Source organism: Vampirovibrio sp. (genome assembly GCF_041737375.1).
Lineage (GTDB): Bacteria > Cyanobacteriota > Vampirovibrionia > Vampirovibrionales > Vampirovibrionaceae > Vampirovibrio.
Genome location: NZ_JBGSRV010000009.1, coordinates 35693 through 62150 on the forward strand (window position 1 = coordinate 35693; position 26458 = coordinate 62150).

Annotated in this window: 22 protein-coding genes, 1 tRNA gene and 2 pseudogenes; 15 read left to right on the forward strand and 10 right to left on the reverse strand. The window is 48.6% G+C overall.

What is annotated here, in order from left to right; all coding sequences use genetic code 11:
- Window positions 1-21 precede the first annotated feature (21 nt).
- Entirely contained in the window at window positions 22-1305 is a 1284-nt protein-coding gene (locus ACEW81_RS04800) for an aspartate kinase (RefSeq protein ID WP_373531833.1), read from the reverse strand.
- Between the two features lie 251 nt (window positions 1306-1556).
- Between ACEW81_RS04800 and ACEW81_RS04805 the strand changes: the two genes are divergently transcribed.
- On the forward strand, window positions 1557-2000 hold the full coding sequence (locus ACEW81_RS04805) for a PPC domain-containing DNA-binding protein (RefSeq protein ID WP_373531834.1): 444 nt from the start codon (window positions 1557-1559) through the stop codon (window positions 1998-2000).
- Here ACEW81_RS04805 and ACEW81_RS04810 read toward each other — a convergent pair.
- Window positions 1992-2684: a rhomboid family intramembrane serine protease gene (locus ACEW81_RS04810; protein ID WP_373531835.1), complete on the reverse strand. Its 693-nt coding sequence runs from the start codon at window positions 2682-2684 to the stop codon at window positions 1992-1994. The two genes, ACEW81_RS04805 and ACEW81_RS04810, sit on opposite strands and share 9 nt — an antisense overlap.
- A 402-nt stretch (window positions 2685-3086) precedes the next feature.
- Between ACEW81_RS04810 and ACEW81_RS04815 the strand changes: the two genes are divergently transcribed.
- Window positions 3087-3163, forward strand: a tRNA-Ile gene (locus ACEW81_RS04815).
- Window positions 3164-3319: 156 nt separating this feature from the next.
- Window positions 3320-3700, forward strand: a complete 381-nt coding sequence (locus ACEW81_RS04820; protein ID WP_373531836.1) for a hypothetical protein — start codon at window positions 3320-3322, stop codon at window positions 3698-3700.
- A 47-nt stretch (window positions 3701-3747) separates the two neighbouring features.
- Here the strand turns inward: ACEW81_RS04820 and ACEW81_RS04825 are convergent, their stop codons facing one another.
- On the reverse strand, window positions 3748-6519 hold the full coding sequence (locus ACEW81_RS04825) for a hypothetical protein (RefSeq protein WP_373531837.1): 2772 nt from the start codon (window positions 6517-6519) through the stop codon (window positions 3748-3750).
- 324 nt (window positions 6520-6843) lie between these two features.
- On the opposite strand from ACEW81_RS04825, the gene ACEW81_RS04830 reads away from it, so the two are divergent.
- The gene (locus ACEW81_RS04830; protein ID WP_373531838.1) at window positions 6844-7368 is read left to right on the forward strand and encodes a carboxypeptidase-like regulatory domain-containing protein; all 525 of its coding nucleotides are present in this window, start codon (window positions 6844-6846) and stop codon (window positions 7366-7368) included.
- 224 nt (window positions 7369-7592) lie between these two features.
- Window positions 7593-9797: a catalase/peroxidase HPI gene (gene katG / locus ACEW81_RS04835; RefSeq protein WP_373531854.1), complete on the forward strand. Its 2205-nt coding sequence runs from the start codon at window positions 7593-7595 to the stop codon at window positions 9795-9797.
- Between the two features lie 185 nt (window positions 9798-9982).
- On the opposite strand, the gene ACEW81_RS04840 is transcribed toward katG, so the two are convergent.
- Both ACEW81_RS04840 and ACEW81_RS04845 read right to left on the reverse strand, forming a co-directional pair.
- Window positions 9983-11017, reverse strand: coding sequence for a hypothetical protein (locus ACEW81_RS04840; RefSeq protein WP_373531839.1), 1035 nt, complete (start codon window positions 11015-11017; stop codon window positions 9983-9985).
- 22 nt (window positions 11018-11039) lie between these two features.
- The gene (locus ACEW81_RS04845; protein WP_373531840.1) at window positions 11040-12821 is read right to left on the reverse strand and encodes an ABC transporter ATP-binding protein; all 1782 of its coding nucleotides are present in this window, start codon (window positions 12819-12821) and stop codon (window positions 11040-11042) included.
- A 587-nt stretch (window positions 12822-13408) separates the two neighbouring features.
- Between ACEW81_RS04845 and ACEW81_RS04850 the strand changes: the two genes are divergently transcribed.
- On the forward strand, window positions 13409-15232 hold the full coding sequence (locus ACEW81_RS04850) for a sensor histidine kinase (protein WP_373531841.1): 1824 nt from the start codon (window positions 13409-13411) through the stop codon (window positions 15230-15232).
- A gap of 144 nt (window positions 15233-15376) precedes the next feature.
- Here ACEW81_RS04850 and ACEW81_RS04855 read toward each other — a convergent pair whose 3' ends face one another.
- Genes ACEW81_RS04855 through ACEW81_RS04865 form a run of 3 tightly spaced genes read right to left on the reverse strand, consistent with a single transcriptional unit; the run spans window position 15377 to window position 20014 of the window.
- Window positions 15377-16864 (reverse strand): TolC family protein, encoded by a 1488-nt coding sequence (locus ACEW81_RS04855; protein ID WP_373531842.1) that lies wholly within the window; start codon window positions 16862-16864, stop codon window positions 15377-15379.
- On the reverse strand, window positions 16861-18246 hold the full coding sequence (locus tag ACEW81_RS04860) for an HlyD family secretion protein (protein ID WP_373531843.1): 1386 nt from the start codon (window positions 18244-18246) through the stop codon (window positions 16861-16863). The genes ACEW81_RS04855 and ACEW81_RS04860 overlap by 4 nt, the downstream gene beginning before the upstream one ends.
- Before the next feature lie 7 nt (window positions 18247-18253).
- Complete coding sequence (locus ACEW81_RS04865; RefSeq protein WP_373531844.1) at window positions 18254-20014, reverse strand: peptidase domain-containing ABC transporter; 1761 nt, start codon at window positions 20012-20014, stop codon at window positions 18254-18256.
- 573 nt (window positions 20015-20587) lie between these two features.
- On the opposite strand from ACEW81_RS04865, the pseudogene ACEW81_RS04870 reads away from it, so the two are divergent.
- The 3 genes and pseudogenes from ACEW81_RS04870 to ACEW81_RS04880 all read left to right on the forward strand — a co-directional run.
- Window positions 20588-21073 (forward strand): annotated as a pseudogene (locus ACEW81_RS04870) (Glu/Leu/Phe/Val family dehydrogenase); the annotation flags it as partial.
- Complete coding sequence (locus ACEW81_RS04875) at window positions 21071-21325, forward strand: hypothetical protein (protein WP_373531855.1); 255 nt, start codon at window positions 21071-21073, stop codon at window positions 21323-21325. The pseudogene ACEW81_RS04870 and the gene ACEW81_RS04875, both read left to right, overlap by 3 nt.
- Window positions 21322-21633, forward strand: coding sequence for a transposase (locus tag ACEW81_RS04880; RefSeq protein ID WP_373531845.1), 312 nt, complete (start codon window positions 21322-21324; stop codon window positions 21631-21633). Before ACEW81_RS04875 ends, ACEW81_RS04880 begins: the two co-directional genes overlap by 4 nt.
- Window positions 21634-21709: 76 nt before the next feature.
- On the opposite strand, the gene ACEW81_RS04885 is transcribed toward ACEW81_RS04880, so the two are convergent.
- Entirely contained in the window at window positions 21710-22141 is a 432-nt protein-coding gene (locus ACEW81_RS04885) for an ankyrin repeat domain-containing protein (RefSeq protein ID WP_373531846.1), read from the reverse strand.
- Between the two features lie 364 nt (window positions 22142-22505).
- Between ACEW81_RS04885 and ACEW81_RS04890 the strand changes: the two genes are divergently transcribed.
- The 3 genes from ACEW81_RS04890 to ACEW81_RS04900 all read left to right on the forward strand — a co-directional run bounded on the left by ACEW81_RS04890 (window position 22506) and on the right by ACEW81_RS04900 (window position 23949).
- The gene (locus ACEW81_RS04890) at window positions 22506-22811 is read left to right on the forward strand and encodes a type II toxin-antitoxin system HigB family toxin (RefSeq protein ID WP_373531847.1); all 306 of its coding nucleotides are present in this window, start codon (window positions 22506-22508) and stop codon (window positions 22809-22811) included.
- Window positions 22798-23232: a helix-turn-helix domain-containing protein gene (locus ACEW81_RS04895; protein WP_373531848.1), complete on the forward strand. Its 435-nt coding sequence runs from the start codon at window positions 22798-22800 to the stop codon at window positions 23230-23232. The genes ACEW81_RS04890 and ACEW81_RS04895 overlap by 14 nt, the downstream gene beginning before the upstream one ends.
- Before the next feature lie 165 nt (window positions 23233-23397).
- Complete coding sequence (locus tag ACEW81_RS04900) at window positions 23398-23949, forward strand: DNA-3-methyladenine glycosylase I (protein ID WP_373531849.1); 552 nt, start codon at window positions 23398-23400, stop codon at window positions 23947-23949.
- A gap of 195 nt (window positions 23950-24144) precedes the next feature.
- Here the strand turns inward: ACEW81_RS04900 and ACEW81_RS04905 are convergent, their stop codons facing one another.
- Window positions 24145-24831 (reverse strand): hypothetical protein, encoded by a 687-nt coding sequence (locus tag ACEW81_RS04905; protein ID WP_373531850.1) that lies wholly within the window; start codon window positions 24829-24831, stop codon window positions 24145-24147.
- Between the two features lie 114 nt (window positions 24832-24945).
- Between ACEW81_RS04905 and ACEW81_RS04910 the strand changes: the two genes are divergently transcribed.
- The 3 genes and pseudogenes from ACEW81_RS04910 (at window position 24946) to ACEW81_RS04920 (ending at window position 26006) form a co-directional block, all read left to right on the forward strand.
- A complete protein-coding gene (locus ACEW81_RS04910; RefSeq protein WP_373531851.1) occupies window positions 24946-25173 on the forward strand; it encodes a ParB N-terminal domain-containing protein in 228 nt (75 codons plus the stop codon).
- On the forward strand, window positions 25166-25414 hold the full coding sequence (locus ACEW81_RS04915; protein WP_373531852.1) for a ParB N-terminal domain-containing protein: 249 nt from the start codon (window positions 25166-25168) through the stop codon (window positions 25412-25414). Before ACEW81_RS04910 ends, ACEW81_RS04915 begins: the two co-directional genes overlap by 8 nt.
- Window positions 25407-26006, forward strand: a pseudogene (locus ACEW81_RS04920) (DNA cytosine methyltransferase). The gene ACEW81_RS04915 and the pseudogene ACEW81_RS04920 overlap by 8 nt, the downstream one beginning before the upstream one ends.
- Window positions 26007-26458: the final 452 nt, after the last annotated feature.

Sequence of the window (26458 nt, forward strand, 5' to 3'; positions counted from 1 at the left end):
CAGAAATCCACGAATACCCCATTAATAACCCACTTTTTCGTTCACCATGACATCTTCCGGGGAGTGGGCGTGGGGGAAAAACTTTTGGTGGATTGCCCTGACCGCGTCATGACCCTGATTTTTATCAACCAGACAGCTGATTTTGATTTCAGAGGTGGAGATCATTTTAATGTTAATTCCGCTGTCGGATAGGGCTTCAAACATCTCGGCGGCAATGCCGGGGCGATCAATCATGCCAGCGCCCACAATGCTGACCTTGGCGATTTCAATGTCGCTCTTAATGCTTTCAGCGCCTATTTTCTCTTTTACCGTATTCAAAACCCGCAAGGCATCATGGGCATCGGTGCTGTTGATGGTAAAAGCAATGTCGTTGGTGCCTTCCCGCTTGCCCAGAGACTGGATGATCATATCCACACTGATATTTTCACTGGCCAGACTTCCAAATATCTCGGCGGCTACCCCAGGCTGATCGGGGCATCCCACCACCGCAAAGCGGCTTTGGCTATTATCGCAGGCAATGCCGGTAACGGCGTTTCCGCGATCAGAATTCACTTCACCAATCATCATTGTTCCAGGGTCCTCTAAATAGAATGTACTGCGTTTGCAAAGCCTGATGTTCCCCTGACGAGCCAGTTCCACGGCTCGGGGGTGTAGTACCTGAGCGCCGACCCGTGCCAGTTCCATCATTTCAATGTAGGAAATCTGCTCAATTTTAATGGCCTCGGGAACCACTCGGGGATCGGTTGAATAAACACCCCGCACGTCGGTATAAATATCACAACGTTCGGCGCTTAAGGCACCCGCCAGCGCAACGGCGGAGGTGTCAGACCCTCCACGCCCCAGGGTGGTGATATCACCTTTGCTGTTAACGCCCTGAAACCCTGTGACCAGAATGATATAGCCTTGATTCAGGTGCTGAATGATATTGTTGGTCTTGATTTCCAGAATTCTGGCCCGGTTATGCAAATCTTCGGTGTAAATGCCTGCCTGTCCGCCGTTCATACTCATGGCCGGGTAGCCCATGGTTTGAATGGCCATTGCCACGGCAGCCACCGAAACCATTTCACCAGTGGCCAGCAGGGCGTCGTACTCACGTCCGCCGGGATTTTCACAAAGCTTTCCGGCCAGTTCTACCAAATCATCGGTGGAGTCACCCATGGCAGAGATAACCGCCACGGTGCGAAAGCCTTTCTCGTAGGTGTCCACAATAATACGAGCGACATTCTTGATTTTATCGGCATCTGCCACGGAGCTGCCGCCAAATTTCTGGACGATGATGGGAGATTCGCTGTTGGTAGGGGACACGGTTAGACTCCTTGCTGCCTGAATCAGCGCAAAACATCAGCCTGTAAGCCAGATCGCTACAATTGAAGATGCCGAAATGAAAACCAGGCGCCCTGAAAAATTGCGATGCTGATGGGGAACAGAATGATTAGTAGTACGGGCAATACAATAACAGGCTGGGACCCTTGGGGCAAGTTTAGCGCCGATTACAGCACGGTTTTGCCGAGCTTGAAATAATGGGATAATAACAGGGTTGGTATGGAGGATTTGTTGTGGTCAAGCTGTCGATGGCCTTTAAGGCCCAAAACGTGCATATGGGTCGACTGGAGAAGGGAGCGGACATTATTCAGTCGCTGGAGCGCTTTTGCCGGGACAAGGGCATTCAGGCGGGTTGGGTCAATGTCATCGGGGCGCTGGATCGGGGAACCATCAGTTATTACCACCAGCAAGAAAAAGTGTATCGCCACCATCCCCTGAATGGGGATTACGAGATTGTGAGCTGTACGGGTAATATTTCGCTGAAGGACGGGCAACCGTTTGCGCACTTGCATATTGTTTTGTCTGATACCAGCTATCAAACCTGGGGCGGGCATCTTTGGCCGGGTACGGTTTCGGTGTTTGCCGCCGAATTTGTGTTGTTTGAACTGGCTGGGGAGACGCCTGCCGAAACCCTCAATCGCTGTCCTGATGTAGAAACCGGGTTGGCGTTATGGTAGCGCTGCTTTTTTGTTTCTGAGGCTCCAAAGTGCCAGCATACACAGGATGCCGCCCACGAGTCCTCCCACGTGGCCCCATAAATTGACGGTGGCGCTTTCCATGCTGTTCCACAACACGAACATCAGGGTCAGTACAATGCTGCCTCGCAGCTCTTTAAAAAAAGCCTGCTTGTCCAGTTGCAAGCGAATCAGCAGCATCAGGGTAATGTAGGCCCCAATCAGTCCGTAATCAATGGTTGAGGCCCCATAGGTCATGCCATTGGGAAGCATGAGGCTTGATAGCCAAAGCCCGCCAAAGGATGAAATCAGGTAAATCCCCAACAGGGGCCAGGAGCCAATCACCGGCTCCAGCAAATTGCCAAAAATGAGTAGCCCCGCAATGTTGTTAAACCAGTGGGCAGGCGTTCCATGTAGCAGGCTGGCGGTGATATAGCGCCACCACTCTCCGTTTTGCACAAAGGGTGGGTAAAATCCGCCCAGCAACACCCATAATTTAGCGGGGTACTGAAACCCATTGCCATAACTGCTCAGCCCATAAATCAGGCTAACCAGCAGCACAAACCCAACGGTGAGCGGACAACGCCGAATGAAGGAAGCTTGAGGATTGCCAGCTTCCATTTCCGGGATGACCGGAGTTTCTTCCTGATGCGGAGGGTATGGGCCTTCTGGCCGGGTGGATTCCAATGGGCGTCTTTCCTTTCACGGGTGAACACAGCGATTGGTTTCTATTATACAAGGGGTCATTCTGTGATCATCGTACAACCGGGTTCGGGCTTTTGAAAGAAAGGGCTATGGAATCGCCCTGATTAATTGTTTTTTCAGGGACCGATGCCTCGATCTACCCTTTGTTAAGGCCATTGGCTGAAGCGGGTGGGCTTGGCAGGTTTGCTGACTGAAAAAGCGATGAGTTTGTTGACATCCCATTTTGTGACTGTTATCTTAATTCCATCGAAACAAGCAATCGGTTTGTTTTGTATGAGGCTCTGGCTCAGTTAGCCCGTGTTGATGAAAATTTTCTGAAAGCGCTGGTTATAAGGTTCAAGACTCTCATTTTCCACTCAGTTTGAAATAGCCAAAACCCACTATGGGCCTGTAGCTCAGTTGGCTAGAGCGCACCCCTGATAAGGGTGAGGTCGAGTGTTCAAGTCACTCCAGGCCCACCATTTAAATCTAAGTTTTAAAAAAGTAAAGTGAAAAGCGCCAAAAGTAAGCGGTTTACTTTCACAAATTAAAACTATCCAAAAGCTCCTGCAAAGGAGTTTTTTACGTTTTAGGAAGTCTGCCTGTTACAAGCAGGAATGAAGTTAAGGTGTCATGCCATGCTGATACTTAAGGTCATTTATGTTTTAAACATAGTGGTTGCTGGGTTTGTAGGTGTTACGGCCCTGTTTTTCCCTCGTTTTTCCAGTGATAGGGTCTTTCAGGGCACGATTGCCCCAAATTGGTCTCAGCGTATTGTGGGCTGCTTGTGGTTGGGCATCGCACTACTTTCGGTTCTGGGTTGGTTTAAACCGCTGGTTTATAGCCCCGTATTGTTGCTTCAGTTGCTTTATAAGGGTTCGTGGCTTATGTTTATTGCCTTGCCCATGAGCTTCAACGGAAAGCTACAGGACCTGCCAACGGGTATGACCTTTTTCTTTTTAATATGGGTAATCGGCCTTTTACTTTTCTTGCCCTATGCCTATTTGTTTCCATTTTAAGCGTGATTCAGCATCGTTTTTGGCATGCTTCACTGAAGGGTTTTCCCTCAAGCTTTGGCAGGCTCGGGCCCATCGTGGAAGTCGATCTGTTTACGGTGGGTCATGGATAATTGTAAGGGATAGGTCAGTACGTTCATGCCCTGGGCTGCCAGCCGCGACCATGCGCCGTTAAAAGCGCCCCGAATCTGATGCTGGTAGCGATCCATATGAGGCTCATCATTCAGGTAAGCGCTTAGCACCATGCCTTCAGTATCCGCCAGGCTTTTAGAAAAAGAGCCTTCCACCCGATGCAGCATCAACCCCATTCGGGTCAGGTTTTCAGCAACCGGCATAAAGGGGGCCAACATGGACTGCAACACGTCTCTTGGAATAAACAATTGGGCGGGCCAAACCAAACCAAGCGCCGGAATCACGGTATACGATTTTAAGGAAGCCTGCAATCCGGTTCGGGCCATCATTTCCTGAAGGGCCATTTCCTTTACATAGGCTCGTACCGCTTTTTGATCGGTGGGCTTAATATGCTTGGGTAGTAGCAGTCGCCCTTCTTCCAGATGTTCGTTAAAAGAGCTCATCACCCTGGGCAAGGTCAACCCAAAGTTAATGGGAATGGAAAAAGCGCCCAGGGTTCCCACCGAGGTGGACAGCATCTGGTTGGCTAAGCCCGGTTGTTGCTCGGTAAATGTTTTAGCGGCATACAGAGACATGGCCACCCCGCCCATGCCTCCCAAGGCAATGGAGCGATAGGTGGAGGCCACTGCTTGCGAGGCTTTGCCGTCGGCGTCCCCGGAACCCATGAGCAGCACCCGCCGCCGCAAAGACTCTAACCAGCCCGGCAAGTGGGTGGCATGCCGCGCGGATAAATAATGACGGGCTTCAACCGGATTGGCCGGTGGCTGGTCACCAAACACATGCTCCGTGCTATTGCTCAGCCCCATTCCTTTTAAGTCGGCTTCCAGCACTCCATGCTCGCCGTACCAGTTATCAACCGCATCCACCATGCTTAAAAAGGCCAGTCGAATCCACAAGCCCGGTGTTTTCCACACGCTTTCACCCGGTGTGGCTTCCCCGCCAATGCGACTGGCAATCTGTTCACCGGCAATTCCTGCCGCAAAACCCTTGGAAAAAGTGGTGACCGTATCCAGAACATCCACCTGTTCCGCATACTGAAGCCCCGCCAGTTGAATGGCCGCCAGTTTGGCTTTCAAGGATCTCAGTTTTGGATCTTCCCGGTGGTTCAGCCGTTCGTTCAGCAGCTTGGCCAGCGCCGGATCGGAAGACGTAAACTGATAAATATCGGCATCCGCCAGCAGGTCAAAGCAGGCTTTTTGAGAACCTTTCACCTTGCAGTTAGGACCAAGTCCCTCTTCCCCTTTTAGAAGCACCGCTTCTAAAAAAGGCCATAAACAGGCTTCCTTAAGCTGTACCTTTTTAAATTGGCCGGGGTGATTGGGATCTTTAATTTCAATCTCTTCGCTAATGCGGAACGTATTTAAAATGGGCCGAAACACGTCTTCTTTAAATTTTTTCTCATCGCGTAAGCGCAATGCAACGGTTGTGTTGGGCTGGATGGGTGGCAAAGGCTGATTTTTGATTAAGGCGGCAATTAATAAGGGGGCATTGGGATCTTTAGAGGTAATTTTGATGGGCAAATCATGTTTTAAAATCACTTTTTTAGGATCAGGAACCAAACCTCGCCACCAGGGCTTTGGTGCGGTATTGGTGGCCGCTGGCTCAGGCAGTCGGTTACTGACCTGAATGGTCGATGTTTCAGGATCCAGCACCATCAACTCATACGGATTTTTAAGCGGGGGATATTGATTTTTCTGCAAATACCGGGTGCTCAGCTCCGTTTCGGTTAACGGTTTTTGCTGGAAGCGTTCAAACTGCCGAAGGGAGGATGCCATTTGTTTGCCGCCTCTGGCGGATAAAGCGGCAGCGGCTTGTAACTTGCGGGCCAACTCCGGGCCTGTTTGAGGGGGAGGAACGGACAATGCAGACGGTGTGGTTTCAGTTTGGGGCTGCTCGGTTTGGGCTGGTTCGGGATTGGGCTGAATTTCATCTTCCGTTGACAGGCTTGAGGCTTTTTCCGGCACCGTTGAGGAACCCGCCAGATGGGTAGCACTCTGCGATCGCATCTCCACTTCCGACGGTGGGGCGGGGGCCGGTGTGCTGCTTTCTCGTTCCTGCTGCCAGTTCAATATTTGAAGGATGGTTGCTTTAAGGGGCGGTTTGGCCATTATAGGCCACTTTACAGCCGCCGCCACTGGATGACTTAACGCATTGTGAACCACGCTGAACAGCTTTGGCTCATCTCGCAAGGCCTGAATCAGCAGGCGCTTTGTTTCCAGGGGGTCTACCCCTTCTTCAAGGTCGTATAAATGGTTTAAGGGAAGTTGCTGATGAACCGCTGCCACCAAACGGGCGGCTTCAGCCTCTCGGTGCTTGCTTAGGGCTTCCGTTTGGTTTTCCGCAAGGGAGGATGGGGACCATTTGCCACGAGTCCAGCTTGCAACGCTACTAGCGGCTGAATGCAGGGTATGCGGCAAAAAATCAACCGCTACCGTCATTTCAGATACTTTTTGCCCTGCCGATTGAATCATTCCCGGCAGTTTAGCGCTGCCGCGTGGCAGGTCATGATTCAGCAAGGCCGTTTCGGTTTGATCCTGCTGCAGCAGCCATGCGCTTAAGGCTTGTGCCTGCGCCTTGGACAGTGTTGTATCCTTGTTTTCTGCTTGATGCCCTTGAAATAAGGGCTTGTCTTTCTGAAAAACAGGTGAGGGCGTGGGCCTTACCAATGGCGTAATACCTGTGATGATCATTAGACAGTTGCCCTAACATTAAAACGCCAGCCAGCCTGAACCAATCCAATGCAGATTTTAAATTCAGACTAATCCGTGAACAAAGTAAATTACGAGAATAATAAAAAACCTTATAATAGTCCGCTCAAGCATGTCAAATAGGCACTTTACAAAGATTAAACGCCACTCTCAAAGATTCAAACAAGATTCAAGCTGTTTTATTTTCTCTGGCCTTTATTTTTTGTTTTTAAGCGGTTTTGAACACCTGACTCCAAAAAGAGAACCTAAGGCTCCAGCAACCGTCCAATCCAATCAAGTTGCACAAACGATCCAGGAGCCTGACTCATGCAAAAAGGGCGAATTGTTTGCACTTTGTTTCTTTGCCTCTTATTGCTGCTCAAGGGTTTCTACTTACCAGCGTTTGCCCAGTTTGGGGTAGGCGTTGGGGCCTGGAACTGGGGCGGCTTTGGCAGTTGGTTTGGGGTTTTTGTGCAACCAGTTTGCAGACGTTGTTTATTCAACAAGCCCAATCGGATTGATACGGCCCCGCAAGCCAATGGGCATCTGGCTGGGGTTATAACGCTACGCTCCGTATGCCCTACCCCTACCCCTAATGTGGCCTGTCCTTTATTGCCACAGGCGTTAAACGAAACCACCCTTTCTGCCAAGCCTTATGGCGGAAATCAATGGATGACCAGCAGACCGGATGCCTCTGGCCGTTACCGGCTGGCACTGCCACCGGGAGGCTATCAACTCAGTATTCATCATCCCTTATGGGGCGAATCTGATCAGGTGTTGCGCCAAATTATCATTCAACCGGGTCAAACCAACACGCAAAACTTTCAAATTGAGCTGCCTCTTCAACAATAATACGCACAAGGGCCTTCTTGTGGAGAGAAGGCTTCAGGTCGGTAATGGCTCCTGCTCCAAGGTTTTTGGCAGGAGGTATTCAGGGTTTGCTGCGTGTCAGGATGGTTTCAAGGTTGTATGATAGATGGATATGCTCATTTTTGCCGTTCTAAAATAAAAAGGTGATCTTACCAATGAATACACGCAGGTTATTAATGACCTCACTATTGTTGAGCGTTTCGGTTATGTCGTTATCGCCAGCAATATCCTTTAGCGCCGCTTTGCCCAATGGCAAAGAGCAGCCTCGTACCAATCAGTTCTGGTGGCCTCAACAGTTGAATCTGGCGCCACTACGCCAGCATGATGCGCTGTCCAACCCACTGGGTGAAAATTATAGCTACGCTGAAGCGTTCAACAGTCTTGACCTTAAAGCGGTCAAGAAAGACATTAACGATTTGTTAACCCTGTCTCAAGACTGGTGGCCTGCGGATTACGGGAACTACGGGCCTTTTTTCATTCGCATGGCTTGGCATAGTGCCGGAACCTATCGTATGGCCGATGGCCGTGGCGGTGCCGGGGGCGGTCAGCAGCGTTTTGAGCCGCTTAACAGCTGGCCCGATAACGCCAATCTGGATAAGGCCAGACGGTTGCTGTGGCCCATTAAGCAAAAGTACGGCCACCAAATTTCCTGGGCCGATTTGATGGTGTTAACCGGCAATGTGGCCCTGGAAAATATGGGTTTTGAAACCTTTGGCTTTGCCGGAGGACGGGCCGATGACTGGGAGCCAGATTTAGTGTATTGGGGTCCAGAAACCAAGTTCTTGGCCAGTGAGCGCTACAATAAAGACGGAAAATTAGAGCATCCTTTGGCCGCTGTGCAGATGGGCTTGATTTATGTGAACCCCGAGGGGCCAAACGGCAACCCGGATCCGTTGGCTGCGGCCAAGGATATTCGCGAATCATTTGGTCAAATGGCCATGAACGATGAGGAAACCGTGGCCCTGATTGCCGGTGGACACACCTTTGGCCGAGCCCATGGCGCCCATAAACAGGCGGAATGTTTGGGGCCTGAGCCTGCCGCCGCTGGCATTGAGCAGCAGGGTTTTGGCTGGAACAACAAATGTGGCAAAGGAAATGCGGAAGATAGCGTTACCAGCGGACTGGAAGGCGCATGGACCGGAAAACCGGTGGCATGGAGCAACCAGTATCTGGATAATCTTTTCGGTTTTGAGTGGGTGCAAACCAAAAGCCCTGCGGGGGCCACCCAATGGATTCCCAAAGATAACGCCGCTGCCAATATGACCCCGGATCCGCATATTAAAGGCAAAAAACATGCCCCTATCATGTTTACAACCGATCTGGCGCTGAAGGTTGATCCCAGTTACCGGGCGATTGCCAAGCGCTTTCAGGAAAACCCTAAAGAATTTAAACAGGCCTTTGCCAAGGCATGGTTTAAGTTAACCCATCGGGATATGGGGCCTCAAGGGCGCTATCTGGGTGCCGAGGTACCTAAAGAGCAGTTGCTGTGGCAAGATCCGGTGCCGGTGGTTAATCATCCGCTGATTACCGAGGATGATGTCAATAAGCTGAAAGCCGAGATTCTTGAATCGGGTTTAACCGTTCCTGAACTGGTGAGAACCGCTTGGGCTTCGGCTGCCAGTTACCGGGCTACCGATATGCGGGGTGGCGCAAACGGGGCCCGTATTCGTCTGGAACCCCAGAAAAACTGGGCGGTGAACAACCCCCAGGCACTGGCTTCGGTGTTGACCCGTTTGGAAACGATTCAGAAAAACTTTAACGGCAAACTGAAAAAGGGCAAGCAGGTGTCCTTGGCGGATACCATTGTTTTGGCCGGGGCTGCCGCTATTGAAAAGGCAGCCAAAGAGGCTGGATATAAAAACGTAAAAGTTCCCTTCAAGCCCGGCAGAACCGACGCATCCCAGGCGCAAATCGATGTGAAGGCGTTTGCGGTGTTAGAGCCCAAGGCAGACGGATTCCGTAATTACTTTGGAAACGACAACGATCGTTCTCCAGCGGAAATGCTGGTGGATCGGGCCAGTCTGCTGAACCTGACAGTGCCTGAAATGACGGTGCTGGTGGGTGGTATGCGGGCCTTGAACGCCAATGCCGAGCCCTCAAAGCATGGCGTTCTCACCAACCGACCGGGCACCTTGAGCAATGACTTCTTCATCAACCTGCTGGATATGTCCACCCAGTGGAAAAAGTCATCTGAGTTGGAAGGCGTTTATGTTGGGTATGATCGCAAAACAAACAAGCCTCGCTGGAGCGCCACGCCGGTGGATCTGGTTTTCGGCTCCAACGCTGAGCTGCGGGCCGTGAGCGAGGTTTATGCCTCCGATGACGCCAAAGAGAAATTTGTGCGTGATTTTGTGGAAGCATGGACCAAGGTGATGAATCTGGACCGCTACGAAAACGGACAAAAAATCTAGTCAATTCCGAGTCGGGATGCAGTGGCGGTTTTGCCGTCCTGCATCCCGGCCCCCAACCCCATCTTCTTGCAAGTGGCTGCCGGTGTTTTACTTCAACCTGTCAATTGTGCTTTGCGCTATTTTCCTGATATCCACGCTTTGAACAGCGCCAGGTGTTTGGCTGTTTACGGATGCACCGGAAATGATTATTTGAGTCGTTTTTGTAACTTGCGCTTCCACCAGCTGGGCAATCGATAAGCCCAGCCTGAATGGTGATTGGCCTCAGGGGGAAAGGAGGGGCAATGAAATTTATCCATCCATTCTGCCCACAGCAGCAATTTGCGTAATTCCTGAGGGGTTTTAAAACAGTCTTTTCCTAAATGGGAATCCACAAAGGCGCTTTGTTCAAAAGTCACCTCATCAACCGGGCCAGAGAACAGTCGATAGGCTTCATCGTACATCGATCTGTCTTTAGCGTGGGTGGTCACCAAATGACGTGCTTCTTTGGCCTGTAACTCGACGGGCTGACTTAACGGCAGTAGAAAAAAACGACACCCGCTTTCCACCGCAAAAAAGAGGTGGCTCCCCACATCGGTGGCGCATACATATCGATGAGCGCGGCAGTTTAAATAAACCCGACTACTAAAATCGGGATCCAGCATATGGCCGTTCGTAATAATGGAAAGCCCACGCTTTACATAGGGTAAATGCTCTCCATCCAAATAATCACGCCAGTAAATTGACACGGTAATGGGGTGAAATTTTTCAGGCAAGTTGATGAGTCGCTCTGCGAATTCTTCGTGATTGAGCCGGGATTTTACATAGCGGGTGGAATGGCTTGGAAAGGCAAGTGTGCCTTTAGGAGTGGCTTTAACAGGATGTGTTTGATCTATGAGCTGTTTGGCGTACAGGAAAGCAGATCCAATGGGAATGGCCGGGCGGCCATGGGATAAGCGCTGGTAAATCTCCGCTCTTTTTGGGGTGGTGGGTAAAAAAAGCGGCAATTGGGTATCGAGTTCGCTCCCTGCCGTAAAATCGCCGCCATAGAAATACAAACCATGCTGAATGACCGCTTTTAAGGCGTACCAATCGGGAAAGCCCGCATAGCGCTTCAGCGATTGAGCGTTTCCATAAAAGTGATTCGGCTTGAAAATTTCAGGATTAGACAAACTGGGTTCTTGGCAAAGCTGCGCCAGCCCGGAGTCTTCCAGGTGGTTTGAGGTGGTATAACCGTTATTCATCGCCAAAAATCCTGCCCCCATATTAAGCGAGTTGTTGAATCTCCTGAAGGTTTAATAGAGATTTATCGTCATGTCGAAACTGCAAATGATAGAGTTTGTGATAGAGGCCTGTTTGGGCTAATAATTCCTCGTGGGAGCCTGATTCCACGATTTCCCCGCCAGAAACCACAAGAATTCTGTTTGCAAAGCGCACTGTTGAGAGTCGATGGGCAATGACCACCACGGTCTTGCCTTTCATCAGTCGCATGGTGGCTTCCTGAATTAAAGCCTCTGACTCGTTATCCAGAGCGCTGGTTGCTTCATCCAGTATCAACAGCGGGGCATTCTTTAAAAAGGCCCGAGCCAGAGCAATGCGTTGACGTTGCCCCCCGGAAACCATTCCGCCTCGCTCCCCGACCCTGGTGTTAAATCCTTCTGGCAGCGACTGAACCCAGTCTAGTAAACAAGCGTCTCGGGCGGCTTGCTCAATATCCGCATCGGTAGCCTCCAGATTCCCCAGGCGAATGTTTTCATGAATTGTTGCGTCAAACAAAATGGTTTCCTGAGACACAAGTGCGATTAAATCCCGAAGGGCGCTCGTTTTCAATTGGGGCAAGTCAATCTCATTTAATAACACCCGCCCTTGATCCGGATCATAGAAGCGTGAAATTAAATCAACCAGCGTGGTTTTTCCGCCGCCGCTGGAGCCAACCAGAGCCAGAACTTCCCCTTTTTTTAAAGTGAAGTTGATATTTTTAAGAACCGGTTCATTTTCTTTATAGGCAAAGTGGACATTCTCAAACCGGAGGGATTCAAACGGTTTAATTTCCTGCGCATCGGTTGCGTCCACCATTTCAGGCTTAATATCCAACAGCTCAAAAACACGCTCTGCCGGAGCCATAATGCGTTGAACCTTGCTTAATACGGAACTGATTGCTTTAACGGGCTTGTAGAGCAGAATCAGTGCCAACAGGAACGAGGTGACATCGCCCAAGGTCATTTTACCCGACTGCACCTGTAAAATGCCCAATCCAAAAATAACGCAAAACCCAATGGCGGAAATCAGCTGCATTAACGGCCTTAACATAATACCGGCTTTGGTGGATGAAATCAGGTTAGAGAAAAACTCTGACTGATTTTTACGAAAGCGCTTTCTTAAGAAGGATTCCAGATAAAAACTTTTGACTTCCTTGACCCCATTGATACATTCGCTAAAAATATTAACCATGTGGGCCGAGAGTTCTTGCTGATGGTGATCGAGTTGCCTGATTTTTTTGGAAATAAAATATAAAGGCAAGGCAATGAGAGAAATAATAAAGATGGAAATAAAGGCGAATTGCCAGTTACGGTAAAATAAAACACCTGCCAGAAAAATAAAGCTGAAAATTTCGATGGAAAACCCTTGCAGGTTACTGGTAATGGCTTGCTGCAGGCGATTACAGTCTGAGTAAAACCGGGTAAAGACTTGTCCGGTGGTACGCATTTTGAAAAAGCGCAAATCCATTCGGGTTAATTGGTTAAATAATTCCAGCTGGAGATCTCGGGTAATGGCGTAACTGATGTGGCTGGAAAAATAATTGCTAATATAATCAAAGAAACCCTGAGCCAGCATGGCGGTGAAAACCAGCACAGGGACACCCAAAAGAAACAGATAGTTTTGCTCATTAACCAGTTTGTCCAGAAAGGGGCCAACTGCAAACGCCAGCACGCCATTGAGGGAAGAGGCGGGAATGGAGGCCAGGACAGAGCCTATGAAGCGGGTACGGTAAGGCTTTAGATAGCCCAGCAGCCTGAGGTAGTTTTCCCGATCGTTTTTAATGTTCATCAATCTCACCGGTTAGATGTAAAGTGGGTATGCAACAGGCATGAGGCCAGACTTTGAAATCCATTGGTCAACAGTATAGCCGATCTCCTGAGAGGCTTGCGCTTTGGGGGACTGTTTTGTCGCTTGGCAAGCGCGGTGGGTGATACTGTTGGCGGGACTTCATTTTGAGCTGCACGATAGGAAATCAAAGTAATTGGGATTATACCACCTCTTGGCGGCGATTGCTGGGATGTGTCGCCTATTAGCAGGCTCGCCTGCCTCAAACGCTTCCAAAAGCACGTTCTCAGCTAATATTGAGGTATAGCCGGTTTAGAAAGCTTTGCAAGCCTTGAAGCTCATTGTTTCAATCGGCTGGTTAGGGTTGCGCAATGTACAATTCTCACTCCTGCTCGTTTAACCTGCGGCAAGCCATTGAAAACTCTATCCCCGCAAATTGAATGAGCATCATTCTATTACTGAGGTTACCGGCTATTACAGAAGTTACCGGATGAGTTCCAGGCTGATATTCTGCTTTGGCGAATGCGACGCAATATGATAAAGTAGCCTTTGAGGTAGTTTTTCCATTTTTAACTCGTGGTTGCCGAAACATGCTTCATGATGATAACCAAATTGCCAAAGACAATGCCAATCAGGCGATGAAACAAGCGGCATCGGCCCAGAAGCATTCTGAGCAGGCTGAGCAAGTTTCAAGAATGGCTGTTGAAGAGGCTGAAGAAGCCAGAATCTCTGCTCGCAAAGCCAGAAAAAGCAGTCAGAACGTGCAAGAAGAGAAAACTTCTTTGGCTGCAGCGGAAGGGGCTTTAATTCATGCCAAAGGCGCAATATTAACAAGCGAAAAATCCCGAAAAGAATCAGAAGAAGCCAGACGCAATGCTGAATTGGCAAGGCGAGGGGCTGAAGAGGCACGAGGGAAGGCCGAGGAGGCCAGAACCCTTGCTGAATTAATCCGGGATCAAGCAGAAGCTGCCCAGAGCTATACCGAGTCTGAGCGCTCTGCGGCAGAGGTTGCCAGACTTCTTGCCGAAGAAGCAAGAAAAGAAGCGGAAGCTGCCCAGCGTCTGGCGGAAGAAGCCTTGGAACAAACCAGGGACTATGCCCAACAGCAGGAGTTGCTAGCCCGAAATGAACGGCTGATTCGTCAAATTTTTCAGGCCGTCCATAGTGGGAAAGCGTTAGAGGACGTTTTCCAATTGATTGTCAATGAAATGGGCGCGCATTTGGGCGCGGATCGCTGTTTTATCTCCCGTTATGATCCCAAGCAAGGCATTCTCTCGGCTCCCAGCCGGGAATATCGATCATCTGAGGAAATTCAACCCATCATTGGTACAAATCCCAAGCTCTGGCAAGAGTTGAGCCGCTATGCCCAAACTTTGTGTGCAGAGAGTAATATGCCGGTGGAATTTGACCGTGAATGCTCTGGAACCTCTTCTGAAGCTCAGGCGCTTTTAGGCATTGTCAGGATTCAATCCGGCATTGGCACGTCTATTCGTTATCAGGAAGACTGTTTGGCAGTGCTTTTCATTCACCAGGTACTTCAAAAAAAATCCTGGTCCGAAATAGAAACGCTGGCCATGCATCTGGTGGCGGAACAAATCGGGATTGCCATTTATCAATCTGAATTACTTGCCAAGGAACAGGCCGCCCGAAAAGCGCTTGAGCAAAGCAACCGGGATCTGGAATATTTTGCCACCATTGCCTCTCATGATTTGCAAGCCCCACTCCGCAAAATTAAACTATTTAGTGAGCAAATTTATCAATCCATCAAAAACAAGGTGAATCCCGAAACCCTGGATTTAATGGAGCGGGTGGACCGCTCAGTGGACGCTGCACAAATGCTGGTTTCCGATTTGTTGTCCCTGTCTAAAGTCATTAAAGCCGACCGGCCGTTTCAAATGGTGGATCTCTCTCGGGTGGTTAAGAAGAGTCTGGCCACGCTGGATGATCAAATTCAGGAAAAACAAGCCCAAATTGAGGTGCAACCACTGATCAGTTTGATGGGGGATTCTCAACAACTGGAGCAGTTGTTTCAAAACCTGATTGATAACGGGTTAAAGTATCAGCCGCACGGCCAAAAGCCAGTGATCAAAATTTATTCAGAATGCTTGGATCCAGCCTATTATGACATTGTTGTGGAAGATAACGGCATTGGTTTTAAACCGGAACAAGCAGAGCTGGTTTTCCAGATTTTTAGACGTTTACACGGCAAGGCAAGTCCCTATTCATGTACTGGCGTTGGTTTGGCTATTTGCAAGCGCATTGTGGAACGACATGATGGAAGCATTCAGGTCGCAAGTACACCGGGTCAAGGATCCAGGTTTACGGTTCGGCTGGCTCGATCTGCTCAAACAAACTCAGGCGTTGAACACTCCGGGTTTCGATCCGAGCTGCGAGGATTAGAGCCAATACGGTAACTTTTGAATCGCATTTTCAGGTATTTTAAGGCTTAGGAGCGGCAAAATTATTGTTTGACAATACAATCAGCCCGTTTATTTGGCACTCGCTTGATCCACGCTTAAAATTCTCAAAATTTGAATGACGGTTTCATTTTAGATAGATCAGAGTTGCCCTGAAACCGCTTTAAAATTGGCAATGGTTTGATGGTACTCCACTTCCAAATCCAGCAACCGCATGGCGGCTTCTGCACTGGAACGCTCGCGCTGATTGACCAAAAACAAGGTACTATCGCCAAATTCAAACCGCTGACGTTCTCCCTTTTCAAGTTCTTTGGCAAATTCATATTCTTTGTTGGCTGCTAAATATTGTTTATATGCAGCATTAATGGCAGAAACAGAGTCATCTACCTCTAACAATATTTGCTGCAATACCAAGCGTTGCTCCAGATCCAGTTTTTGAGTCCTGAACTCGGCGGCGGCAATCATCCCGTTGGCGGTTCGCTGGCGCAGAGGTACCGTTAAGACAACACCTGCCTTAATGGTAGGACCAATGCTTTCATTGCCGGTGTCATAGCCAGGGGTGGCAAATAAATCCAGTACAGGTAGCTTTAAATTTTTTGCCTGACGCAGATCGACTTCCACCATTTCTTTCTGTAAGTTCAACGCCTTTAACTCGGGACGCGTTTCCAAAGCCAGCTTGCGAGCTTCCATCCAGTCTGCTTCTTCAAGCGCATCCGGGGTGGGTAACATTTCAGGAATGGCTCTTTTTTCGGGTAACGCTGCGGGCTGGCCGCCAGGCTCCCACAGGTACCGGGAGAGATTAAATAACTGGCGCTCGTATTCACGCTGACTGCGCACTAATAGCCCTGCCCGCCTCTGCACTTCCTGACCGGCCTCTACCTCGTCAATGGGCGGCAAGTCCCCTGCCTTGACCCGTTCCTGAATGGCCTGATATCGAACGGTTGCAAGCGCGAGCAGATTGTCTGAAACCCCAACCTTGCGATGCGCATAGACCCAGTTCCAATACCCGTAGGAGGCCTGCAGCAAAGTGCTTAAACGGGATTGGTTAAACATGGCGTCAGCCAACGGAATGCCAATCTCCGCCTGCATTTCCATGGCCACTTTCTCGTTGATACGAAAACCGCGTAATAATGGCATGCGAGCCGATAAAAAATACTCGCCCGTAGAACCGGTGGGATAGAGGGGTGGTTTCACATCGCCGGTATTATAGCGGCCACCTGTGGCAATTCGTGCCCCGGAACGGGTCAGCCAGCCAAGCGACAAGTCATTATCCAGTGCTTTGCTGACCTTGCCACGATTGGAAAAATCGTTATAACGTAAATAGTCGGTTTCTAGGGAAATGCCAGGATCAAAGGCACCTTGCTTTTCCAGTAACTTGGCCCCCGCAATTCGTCTGTCCAAATCAGCACTATACAGCTTGGGATGATTGGCCCGTACCTGGGTTAAAAATTGCTGAAAGGTGAGAACGCCCACCAATGTTTGCCCAGCAGGCTGATCCTCTTCTTTGAGCTGTACTTCTGGCAACACCGTCTCTGGGCTAAGCTCAGCCTCATTCGCAAACGTACTGGTCGCCAACGCAAACAGCGCAATAACACTCAGTCCAAAAGCAGAACGGGAAAAGAACTTCATTTTTTAACTTTCCGTTTAATCGGCTTTTGCTTGCCACCTTCATCAGTCTCATCACCTTCACCGGGCTTTTCTTTGAGTGTTGGCGGGAATGCGTTAAATTGACGCCACAGCTCATAGCCCAAAGGTACGGTATCCAACAGCACCCAGCCGGTGGCCTCTGTGCCGGGACGCAGGTAGTTTCCAGTGGGCCACGGTTCGTCTTGGCCCGCCTTGATACTTTCAGTATCCGGTTTTACCAAAATGCGGTAACGGCCCTTGCCATCATCCACGGCATCCACCACGGCAACCCTGCCCCCAAAAGTTCCGCTGGCAATCATGGGCCAACCCGAAAATTGAATGGCAGGCCAACCTGAAAATTGCAGGCGTACCAAACGCCCTTCAGAAAGAAGAGGAACATCCCAGTCTGACACGTACAGCTCCACCGCCTGATCCTGAGTGTCAGGAACCACCACCGCCATAATCGCTCCGGCAGAAACCGTTTCACTGGTTCCAACCCGCATCAGTCTTACAATTCGCCCATCCACAGGCGCCGTAATCTGTCTTTGATCCATACGCATCCGAAGATTCTGAATTTCCACTGCCAATTTGGCGATATCACTTGCCGTGGTGGCCACGGTTTCCTGAGCAGAGGCAATAGTGGCTGCCACATTTGCGATTGCGGCCGAGGTATCCCCCGTTATTTTTTCGCGATCAAAGCGGGCTACAGAAAAATCCCGCTGGGTAACTTTCAGTTGTGCGTCCACTTGCTGCATGCTGGTTTCGGCCCGCACTTTGTCCAGTTCCGCCAACTCAAAATCCCGCTTTGAGCGAAGCCCTTTCTCAAAAAGCGATTTAACCCGGCCATAGTTAAAATCTGTGGTGGCCAAATTTTGACGGGCTGCTTCCACTGCTTGCTCAGCAGCCATAATACGGTCATTGCTCTGGGTAATCCGTTCGCCCGCACCCGGAATTGCGGCACTTTGTGAGCGGGTTAACCCACTCATTTGGTGCTGAAGGGCTACGATTCTACTTTGGATGGCTTTCTGGCGTTCGATCAGGGCGATTCTTTGCTCTTCCAGTCGCTTGATCTGCTCTATATCCAAAAATTTGGGATCCGTATCCACCAGCTCGGCAACGCGCTGACCCGCCTTCACTCTCTGGCCTTCCATTACATACCAGGACTTGAGTCGGCCTGAAATTTGAGCCTCAATGGATTGAGGCCGTTGCATGGGAGAAAATACCGTCACGGTGCCGGTGCCAATGATGGTTTGCTGCCAGGGCACAAAAATCAACGCCAAAATAGCGGACACAAACAAAATAACGGTCCAGGTTGCCAGCCAGCTTAAAAATCGGGGAGATGCCAAAAAATCTTTGGATTTGGAGTTTTGATAATCGACACTCATGGGTTGGTTATCTCCTGGCCGCTCTGATTGTCAACTCTGGAAACAGTGTGCTAAAAAAGCTGCCTTCCTGTCTTGCCAATTCATATGGTGGGGCAGACTCCACAATAGCCCCATTGGCCAGAACCAGTACACGGTTGGAGCGCATGACCACTTCCGCATCATGAGAAATTTCAATCACAGTCCAAGGCATGTTTTGCTGTAGTAGCTTTTCCAGAATGGTGACTTTGGTTCGCTCATCAATCCCGTTAAACGCTTCATCCAGAATCAGCAAACGGGGTCGACTGACAATGGCCCGAGCAATCAATAATCGCTGCATTTGTCCTTTGGATAGATTGCGGCCAGCGCTGATCAGGCGTGTTTTCATGCCTTCTGGTAAATCCGCAATCTCGTCCATCAATTGGGTAACACTCAAGGCCCACCGAATATCCTGTTGCGGAATCGGACGGCCGACCACAATATTTTCCTCAACAGTCCCGTCAAAAATCTCGTGATTATCGCCAACCAAGGACACGGCGGTGCGAAGACTCTGCAAGTCCGCATCCCGAACATCCACCCCATTGATTTCAACCAGGCCTGTTTTGGGTTCCAGCAAGCCGCAAATCAAATTGGCCAGCGTGGATTTGCCAATACCGCTGGCACCCACCAAACTGACCAGTTCTCCGGGCTGAATGGAAAGATTCAGGTTGCGAAGAATCGGTCGTCCGGCCTGATAGGAAAAAGAGACATCCTGGCAAAATACGGCTGCGCCCTCTTTAGCTTGTTGGGGTAGCATTTTTCCACCGCTACGCTCCAGGGGCAGATCTGTGACCTGGGCAATCTTCTCTACGCCTGTTAACAGGCCGTACCAATCCTGAAACATGGTAATCAGCTTGTCGATGGCCGATAACATAATCAGAATGACCAGCTCTGATGCCACCAGTTGACCGAGCGTTAATTGTCGGTGAATGACCAGCCAGCCACCCAGCCCCAGAATGCCTGCACTCGCCACTGCCTGGAAAAAATGATTGGCAATTGCCTGATTGAAAAGAATACGAAAGTGGGAGCGTCTGGCATGGATGAAATCAATCACCTGATCATCCGTTTTATTGAAAATATAGCTGGGAACCCCGTCCATTTTGAAGCTCATGTGGCAGCGAGCCAGTTCTTCCAGCCAGCCCGCAATCCTGTATTTTTCCACGGATTCATTCAGGCTGGTATTGACCCCGTTGCGGCCCAAAATAAAAGCCGTAAACCCGAGAAACAACAGCACAAACATGTCAAAGCCCAATAAAAGTGGACTGTAAATGGCCATTAAAACAAGTCCTACCAGAATCTGCAAAATAGCGGCAGGTCCCTCTAACAGCAATTTGGCCATTGATTTCTGCACTTTGATAATGTCAAAAAAGCGGTTTAGCAGCTCTGGCGGGTAGTCTGTGGCAAGCGCATGATGTTGTATAAAGGGGACCCGCTTGGCCATATCCAGTGATACACGCGCAAAAGCCCGTCGCTGGAGCACTTCTACAATAAAAAACTGTGAAACCCTCAGAAAACCGGCAAACAACATGCCGATAAAAAGCAGGGCGGTTAACACCACCAAGGGCTGCAGGAATACGCCTGCGGCAATTGTGTTAACCAAAGCCTGGGCGGCTAGCGGTGTGGCCAAAGTCAGCAAGCCCGCCAACAAGGTATATAGAACCAAAATGAGCAGGTCTTTGCGATCCGGCTTTAAAAAAGCGATCAGCCGACGAAATGGGGTGATGTTACTCTTGTGGTGCGAATGTGAGGCCATAATACGCTCTATCGTAGAGTCAGGTAGCCTGACATGGGGATTGACAGGTATTTATCACTAATATACTACTTGAACAATGGACTTTTTATCAATAGATTTTTTATCCAACGGGCTTAATCAAAAAACGCTTAAAAATAAGTGTCTTCCCGATTCAAATCGCTTTATACACTACATATTACATTGCCGCTATGAGTTTAATCAATTCATTGAGTATTTTGAGGGCGTTTCCGGTTGTAATGCTTTCGTCAGGTTTCAATGGTGCCCGAAAGTCTTTCCGGCTCAAGATTGTAGGCTTGCTTTGATGCTGATACTCCCGCTACGGTCATTTTTATGACTAAGGACAAATGAATGTGATATCATTTTGTGGAGTAACGTTTTTTCTCTTTTTTAAAATATTGGCAGTCTTTTTATCTTTTTAATTAGAGTTAAACCGCCTTTTATAGAGTCCAGTTGTCTCATCAGATGATTTTTTTAAATTGTCTTGAGACAAAAATTTTGAATTTGAGTGATTCGTTTTTTCGCTCTTTTTCGCATTGCGAAAACGTTTAATCAATTTTATAGAAAGACAAGACTATGACTTCTTATATACCAGCCTCAGAATTAAGCAAGTCTTACCTGAATCAATACGTGGAACGTGCTATTGAGCAACTTGAACTGAACGCCAATGTCCAGGATGTATTGGTAAACGCGTACCGGGAAATTCGGGTGCAAATCCCTATTCGTAGAGACAATGGTCAGATGGATGTTTTTTATGGCTACCGGGTACAGCATAACGGGTCATTGGGTCCTTATAAAGGGGGTATTTGATTTCACACCGATGTTGATCTGCCAGAGGTCAGAGATCTGGCTTCCGCAATGACCTGGAAATGTGCGCTTTTACATTTGCCTTTTGGTGGCGCTAAAGGCGGGGTGGTTTGTGACCCTTTTAAACTTAGCTTGCGAGAAAAAGAGAGTCTTTTGCGTGGATTTACCTCTAAAATCGCGCTATTTATTGGCGCTCATAGAGATATTCCGGCCCCCGACATGAACACAAATGAACAGATGATGGGTTGGCTGATGGATGAATACGGTAAGAAGAATGGCCATTCTCCAGCGGTTGTGACCGGAAAGCCTCTGGAGCTAGGAGGCTCTCTGGGTCGAAAGGAAGCGACTGGACGAGGCGCGTTTTTTATAATACGGGAATTCTACAAGCAGCAAGGGGAAGCACTGGCAGGAAAAACAGTAGCCGTACAAGGCTTTGGTAATGTGGGTTTTTACAAGAAAATTAACCGGGAGATGCCCAAGCACCTAGCTTTGCATTTGCAATTGTGAATAACAGTAGCACGCACAAGACGCAAGATGTGCTGCAATGGCTGGACAAACACCCGCGTATCCACCTGCGTTTCACGCCCACCCGTGTCTCCTGGCTGAATGCCGTAGATGGCTGGTTTGCCAAACTGGAGCGCAGAGCCTTGTACCGAGGGGTCTTTACGTGTGTGGACGAGCTAAAAGCGGAAATCATCCGCTTTGTCCAGGTTCACAACCAGAACCCCAAGCCTTTTCAATGGAAAAAATCCGCCCACGATATCCTCAAAACCAAAAAAAAGTTAACCAAACTGTCCACTAGCTGTCTAAAATAAAAATTTGTCGAGGTATTCAATAATACCTCGACAAATAAAATCTTATAATAATGTAATTATAGAAAAATGTACGAACTTACATAACAATACAGCCATCAGACTGTGGTTTTTCAGCACCAGCTCTAATTAAAGCGTTGTAAATTTTTTTATAATTAAAGTATTTAGCCCACTTGGCTGCCGTCCATCCATTATCATCTCGTGCATTAAGATTGGCCCCAGCAGCTATTAAACCTTCAACTAGGTCTATGCGATCACATTGAGTGTAATGCTTTATCGGAGTGTTTCCATCCTTTTTTCTTTCAATATCTACTCCTGCCTTCACTAGAAGCTTGAGTACTTCTGCAGATCTTACAGCATATATTGGAATGTCATCTGTCCAATAACTATATTCTGGCAAATTAACGTCTGCTCCAGCGTCTATCAAAGATTTAACCGCCTCAACATTATCACATTTGACAGCTAATGCAAGAGGGGTCTTTTCTTGAGAAGAATGTCCATTAACATACATATTTTTTACTGTTCTTTGGATCTCACTGGAGTCTCTATTTAAAGTCGCACGAACGAATCGCTGTGTATTTTCCTGTCGGCCAGCTGGGGTATTTAGAGCCGTTTCAAAATTTCTTATAATTTCAGGGGATTTTAAGACCTCCAGCTCATTTCAAACGGTTTTTGCCGATTTATTTTGCGGGCAGCCTGATAGATCGCAGTTTCTAACCTGAAAATATGTGAATAAATCGGGACTATAAAAAACAGAATCGCTGGGGCGGTTTACGACCTTACCTGAAACGGAAGAGCAGACTGTTTCACGAGCTATGCCAAGTTTTTCCCAAGACGGGGTTGCACCCAATCTCAATATGAGTTAAAATTTCATCATGAGATTAATCGATCGCAAGCGGCTGATTCAGGCCGGAGTCCAGTACCCTCAGGCCAGAGCGCCTTTACAAGACTGGTACACCATCATGAAGCAGGTCAAAGCCACTAATCTGGTGGAATTGCGAAAAACTTACCCACATGCGGATCAGGTGGGCAAGGCCACTGTGTTCAATATTAAAGGAAACGACTATCGATTGATTGCATCCATTCACTATAATACGCAAACCCTTTATATTTTGGAGGTGCTCACCCATGCCGAATATAGTACCGACGCCTGGAAAGCCAGATGGCATGTTTTCGATTGAAGCGCTGTCGGATTTACCGGTCATGCAATTTGCGGGAGAGTATCTGCAGCCCATTGATACCGAAGAGCAGTATGAGCGCACCAAAGCGCTTTTGCACGCTCTGATAAATCAAAGCCCGGATGAGCCCAGACATCCGGTAAATGGACTCATTCATATTCTGGGGCTCATTGTTGAATCGTATGAGGATGAACATTATGCGGTTCCTGAATCAAGCCCTGCCGAGGTCTTGAAGTTCTTGATAGAACAACATGGGCTGACACAATCAGAATTACCCGAAATCGGGAGTCAAGGCGTGGTGTCCGAGATATTGAGAGGACGCCGCCAATTGAATGCCCGGCAAATTCAGGCGCTGAGCCAACGGTTTCATATTTCTCCTGCTGTCTTTTTCCCAAAACCCAACCCCATAGCTTCCGCCGGTTGAGGAATTCGATTATGAAAATTCTGGATTCAGAATCTCGGCCCAGTCACCCTTGACAAGCGCCCTAAATTTCGGATGCCTGTCACACCAGATTATTCCAATAGAAACTACTAATGATTAGATAAAATACACCTATAAAGTATTCATTCTCTGGTTCAGGATGTTTGTATGTCATATTGCTCAGCGATTGAATCCATGACAGGTACTCGTCAATCTTTACACCAGCAGTATCATGATCAGCACTACGGTTTCCCCATCCATGATGACAATGAGCTGTTTGGCAGGCTTATTCTTGAAATCAATCAAGCAGGCCTGAGTTGGGAAACAATTCTCAAAAAAGAGAATCATTTTCGACTGGCTTACAGTCATTTTGATATTGCGACAGTGGCTCTTTACACCGATACAGACAGAGATAGACTTTTGAGTGATGCGGGCATTATTCGGAACCGACTGAAGATCAATGCGGCCATTGAAAACGCCCAAACGATTCTTCAATTACAAAGTGAGCATTGTTCGTTTGAAAACTGGCTGACCCATCATCATCCAAAAACGAAGGAAGAATGGGTTAAGCTTTTTAAAAAGACCTTTCGCTTTACTGGTGGCGAAATTGTCAATGAATTCTTACAAAGTATTGGATATCTACCCGGTGCCCATGACGCCAGTTGCCCTGTTTATAAGCAGGTTCTTAAAAATAATCCAAAGTGGTTTCAAGGGACTTGAAAAAATCTATCGGTATAGCCTGTTCCAGACAGTATGAAAATCAGCCACTTCCTTTTCTAGATACGTTAACTCGATTTTCCAAATCAGTCCAATGGTGTTTCCACTGAGATGGTTTCTCTTTTTGCGGGCGGGGTTGGCAGGACAGATTCAGATTTTTCTGGAAGCGTTTTTCACAGAAAGCGAGAAAGGTTTGAGTCATTTTATCTTCCGACTGTTTTTGATTTTAAGTGTCTGTTTAAGCGAGTCTTTCAAGGTGTTCCATTGACGATAACAGCAGTCTGACTGGTGATCGGGCAAGTTGACCGAATGGGTCAGACAGTGAGGTTGATGACAAAGACTGAGCCCCCGATGGCCAAAGGCCTTGCCGCAGGGATCTTGATCCAGCCGCCCACACCAATAGCATTGCAGATGGGGAAGGCAGAAAGGTTCAGCCTGATACAAATGGGTCAGGACGTCGGTGGTGGGTTCCTCCCTGTGGCTTTCGATCCAGTCCGGGGTGTGGGGAAACAGTGTTAGCCCGTTGAGATTTAATTTATAAACCTGAATTATGGTCCAGTGAAGGGCGTTGAGTTCAGAGACGGGCTTAAGAATCAATTCTTGCCCAAAACGAAAACGATGCGCCCAGTTTACGTATTTCAGCACTTTTGTGAGCTGAGAGGAGAAGAGCTCTTTCCAGGGGTTTAGAAAGCGTTCGGAGAATTCAGGCTCTGAGAGATTCAGCTCCCGTAACAGGTGCTTAAAGGGCGTACAGCCCAGGGTTTTATCAATCAGTAGAAAATCCCCTAAGGCACTCTGGTGCTCCTGGATATTGCCAAAGGAAGCCAGTTTATCTTCCACAAAGGTGAGTAGGTCGGGTCTGAGAAACTCATAGTGGATAATCATAACCTAGAATCTACATTATGTTGTCGGTGAAATATAGGGTGATTTTGACGGATATTCTATCCAGATGCAGCTTTGTAGGATGAAGGGGTCATTATTCATTTGGAGGATGGAACCATGCAATTAATGGTCAATTATTTGCCACTGAATCAGGTGCTTTTACCCCAACGACAAACCAAGTCACATCCAGTCAGGCACATTCAGCAGATCGCCGATAGTATTCAGGCGTTTGGATTTAATGACCCCATTGCCGTGGATGAAGCCGGTGAAATTGGGCCGTTATCTAGCCACACAGTTATTGAGGTTGGAGGCCCTTCCGGTGATCCGGTTGACGCATATGAGTGAAGCGCAAAAAAAGGCTTATCGGATTGCCCATAACAAGATCGCAAGCAACACAGGCTTTGATCTGGATGCCCTACGGAGTGAATTTGAAGCCCTGTGTCAGCTGGATGAATCGCTACTGGCTTTAACCGGCTTTGAGGCAATTGAGCTGGAGGACTTGCTCAAGTTGCCTGAGCTGACCGAATCGCTCAGCGAGAGTAAGACGGTAACCTGCCCGCATTGTGGAGGAACGGTTCATGTCTAGCCCTATTCTGAAACCTGCACTTAAAGTGGTGAGTCTGTTTGCCGGTTGTGGTGGATCGAATCTGGGTTACAAGCTCGCTGGGTGTGAAGTGCTGGCAGCCGTAGAGCGGGATCCGCATACGGTAGCAACTTATAAAGCCAACCATCCCGCCACTTTGCTGCTGGATGGGGATATTACAACCTTAAATCCTCAGGAAATCATGACGGAATTGCAATTAAACGCTGGGGAACTGGATATTCTGGACGGTTCACCACCGTGCCAGGGATTCTCGCTAGCGGGCAAGCGGCAGGTGAAGGATCCCAGGAACCGGCTGTTTGAAGAGTATGTCCAGTTTCTAAACGCCTTTCAGCCAAAGGCTTTTGTCATGGAGAATGTGCCGGGACTGGTGACGGGCAAAATGCGAACTATCTTTTAGGAGATGATTCAGGTATTGACAGGTGCTGACTATAAAGTACAAGCCCGCATACTGAACGCCGCGCATTACGGAGTGCCTCAGACGTGCAAGCGGGTGATCATTCTGGGCATACGCAGTGATTTGGGAATAACGCCATTGCATCCGCATCCTCTGACGCATCCAATCGGCTTCAGTTAGGCTGTAAAAGGCTTAAGCGATCCGGGCTTGATTCAGTTTCCTGTGGGGAGAGCGCTAGCCATTGCCAAAGCATTGAAACCAGGAGAATCCGGGGCCGATTTGCATGAGCGTTACCAGCAAAAAGGAAATGACTTTTCATTAGAGCGGCTCCGTTGGCACAAGCCGAGCCCCACCGTCTGCAAAACCCTCCGGGCCGGACAATGCGGCTTGCTGCACCCGGTAGCGGATCGATTCTTAAGCATTGGGGAATTGAAGCGAATATGCTCATTTCCTGATGATTTCAAGCTTTCAGGCGCCTTTGAGCAGCAGTGGGTTGACAGGCGCCCGAAATTTAGGGCCAGTTGAAACTAGAGATTTTCCCGTATTACCATGTCGTCAAGGAGAATCTCGAAATGAAAGCCAGTCGATTTACAGAGGAACAAATTGTCCGAGCCTTAAGAGAAGTGGAAACT

Bases quoted from the DNA above. Each gene is read 5' to 3' on its own strand.
- ACEW81_RS04865 (WP_373531844.1), bottom strand. From the start codon at position 20,014: ATGGCCTCACATTCGCACCACAAGAGTAACATCACCCCATTTCGTCGG.
- ACEW81_RS04890 (WP_373531847.1), top strand. From the start codon at position 22,506: ATGAGATTAATCGATCGCAAGCGGCTGATTCAGGCCGGAGTCCAGTAC.
- ACEW81_RS04825 (WP_373531837.1), bottom strand. From the start codon at position 6,519: ATGATCATCACAGGTATTACGCCATTGGTAAGGCCCACGCCCTCACCT.
- ACEW81_RS04820 (WP_373531836.1), top strand. From the start codon at position 3,320: ATGCTGATACTTAAGGTCATTTATGTTTTAAACATAGTGGTTGCTGGG.
- ACEW81_RS04840 (WP_373531839.1), bottom strand. From the start codon at position 11,017: ATGAATAACGGTTATACCACCTCAAACCACCTGGAAGACTCCGGGCTG.
- ACEW81_RS04915 (WP_373531852.1), top strand. From the start codon at position 25,166: ATGAGTGAAGCGCAAAAAAAGGCTTATCGGATTGCCCATAACAAGATC.
- ACEW81_RS04855 (WP_373531842.1), bottom strand. From the start codon at position 16,864: ATGAAGTTCTTTTCCCGTTCTGCTTTTGGACTGAGTGTTATTGCGCTG.
- ACEW81_RS04850 (WP_373531841.1), top strand. From the start codon at position 13,409: ATGCTTCATGATGATAACCAAATTGCCAAAGACAATGCCAATCAGGCG.
- ACEW81_RS04905 (WP_373531850.1), bottom strand. From the start codon at position 24,831: ATGATTATCCACTATGAGTTTCTCAGACCCGACCTACTCACCTTTGTG.
- ACEW81_RS04885 (WP_373531846.1), bottom strand. From the start codon at position 22,141: ATGTATGTTAATGGACATTCTTCTCAAGAAAAGACCCCTCTTGCATTA.
- ACEW81_RS04830 (WP_373531838.1), top strand. From the start codon at position 6,844: ATGCAAAAAGGGCGAATTGTTTGCACTTTGTTTCTTTGCCTCTTATTG.
- ACEW81_RS04845 (WP_373531840.1), bottom strand. From the start codon at position 12,821: ATGAACATTAAAAACGATCGGGAAAACTACCTCAGGCTGCTGGGCTAT.
- ACEW81_RS04860 (WP_373531843.1), bottom strand. From the start codon at position 18,246: ATGAGTGTCGATTATCAAAACTCCAAATCCAAAGATTTTTTGGCATCT.
- ACEW81_RS04895 (WP_373531848.1), top strand. From the start codon at position 22,798: ATGTTTTCGATTGAAGCGCTGTCGGATTTACCGGTCATGCAATTTGCG.
- katG (WP_373531854.1), top strand. From the start codon at position 7,593: ATGTCGTTATCGCCAGCAATATCCTTTAGCGCCGCTTTGCCCAATGGC.
- ACEW81_RS04900 (WP_373531849.1), top strand. From the start codon at position 23,398: ATGTCATATTGCTCAGCGATTGAATCCATGACAGGTACTCGTCAATCT.
- ACEW81_RS04910 (WP_373531851.1), top strand. From the start codon at position 24,946: ATGCAATTAATGGTCAATTATTTGCCACTGAATCAGGTGCTTTTACCC.
- ACEW81_RS04875 (WP_373531855.1), top strand. From the start codon at position 21,071: ATGGATGAATACGGTAAGAAGAATGGCCATTCTCCAGCGGTTGTGACC.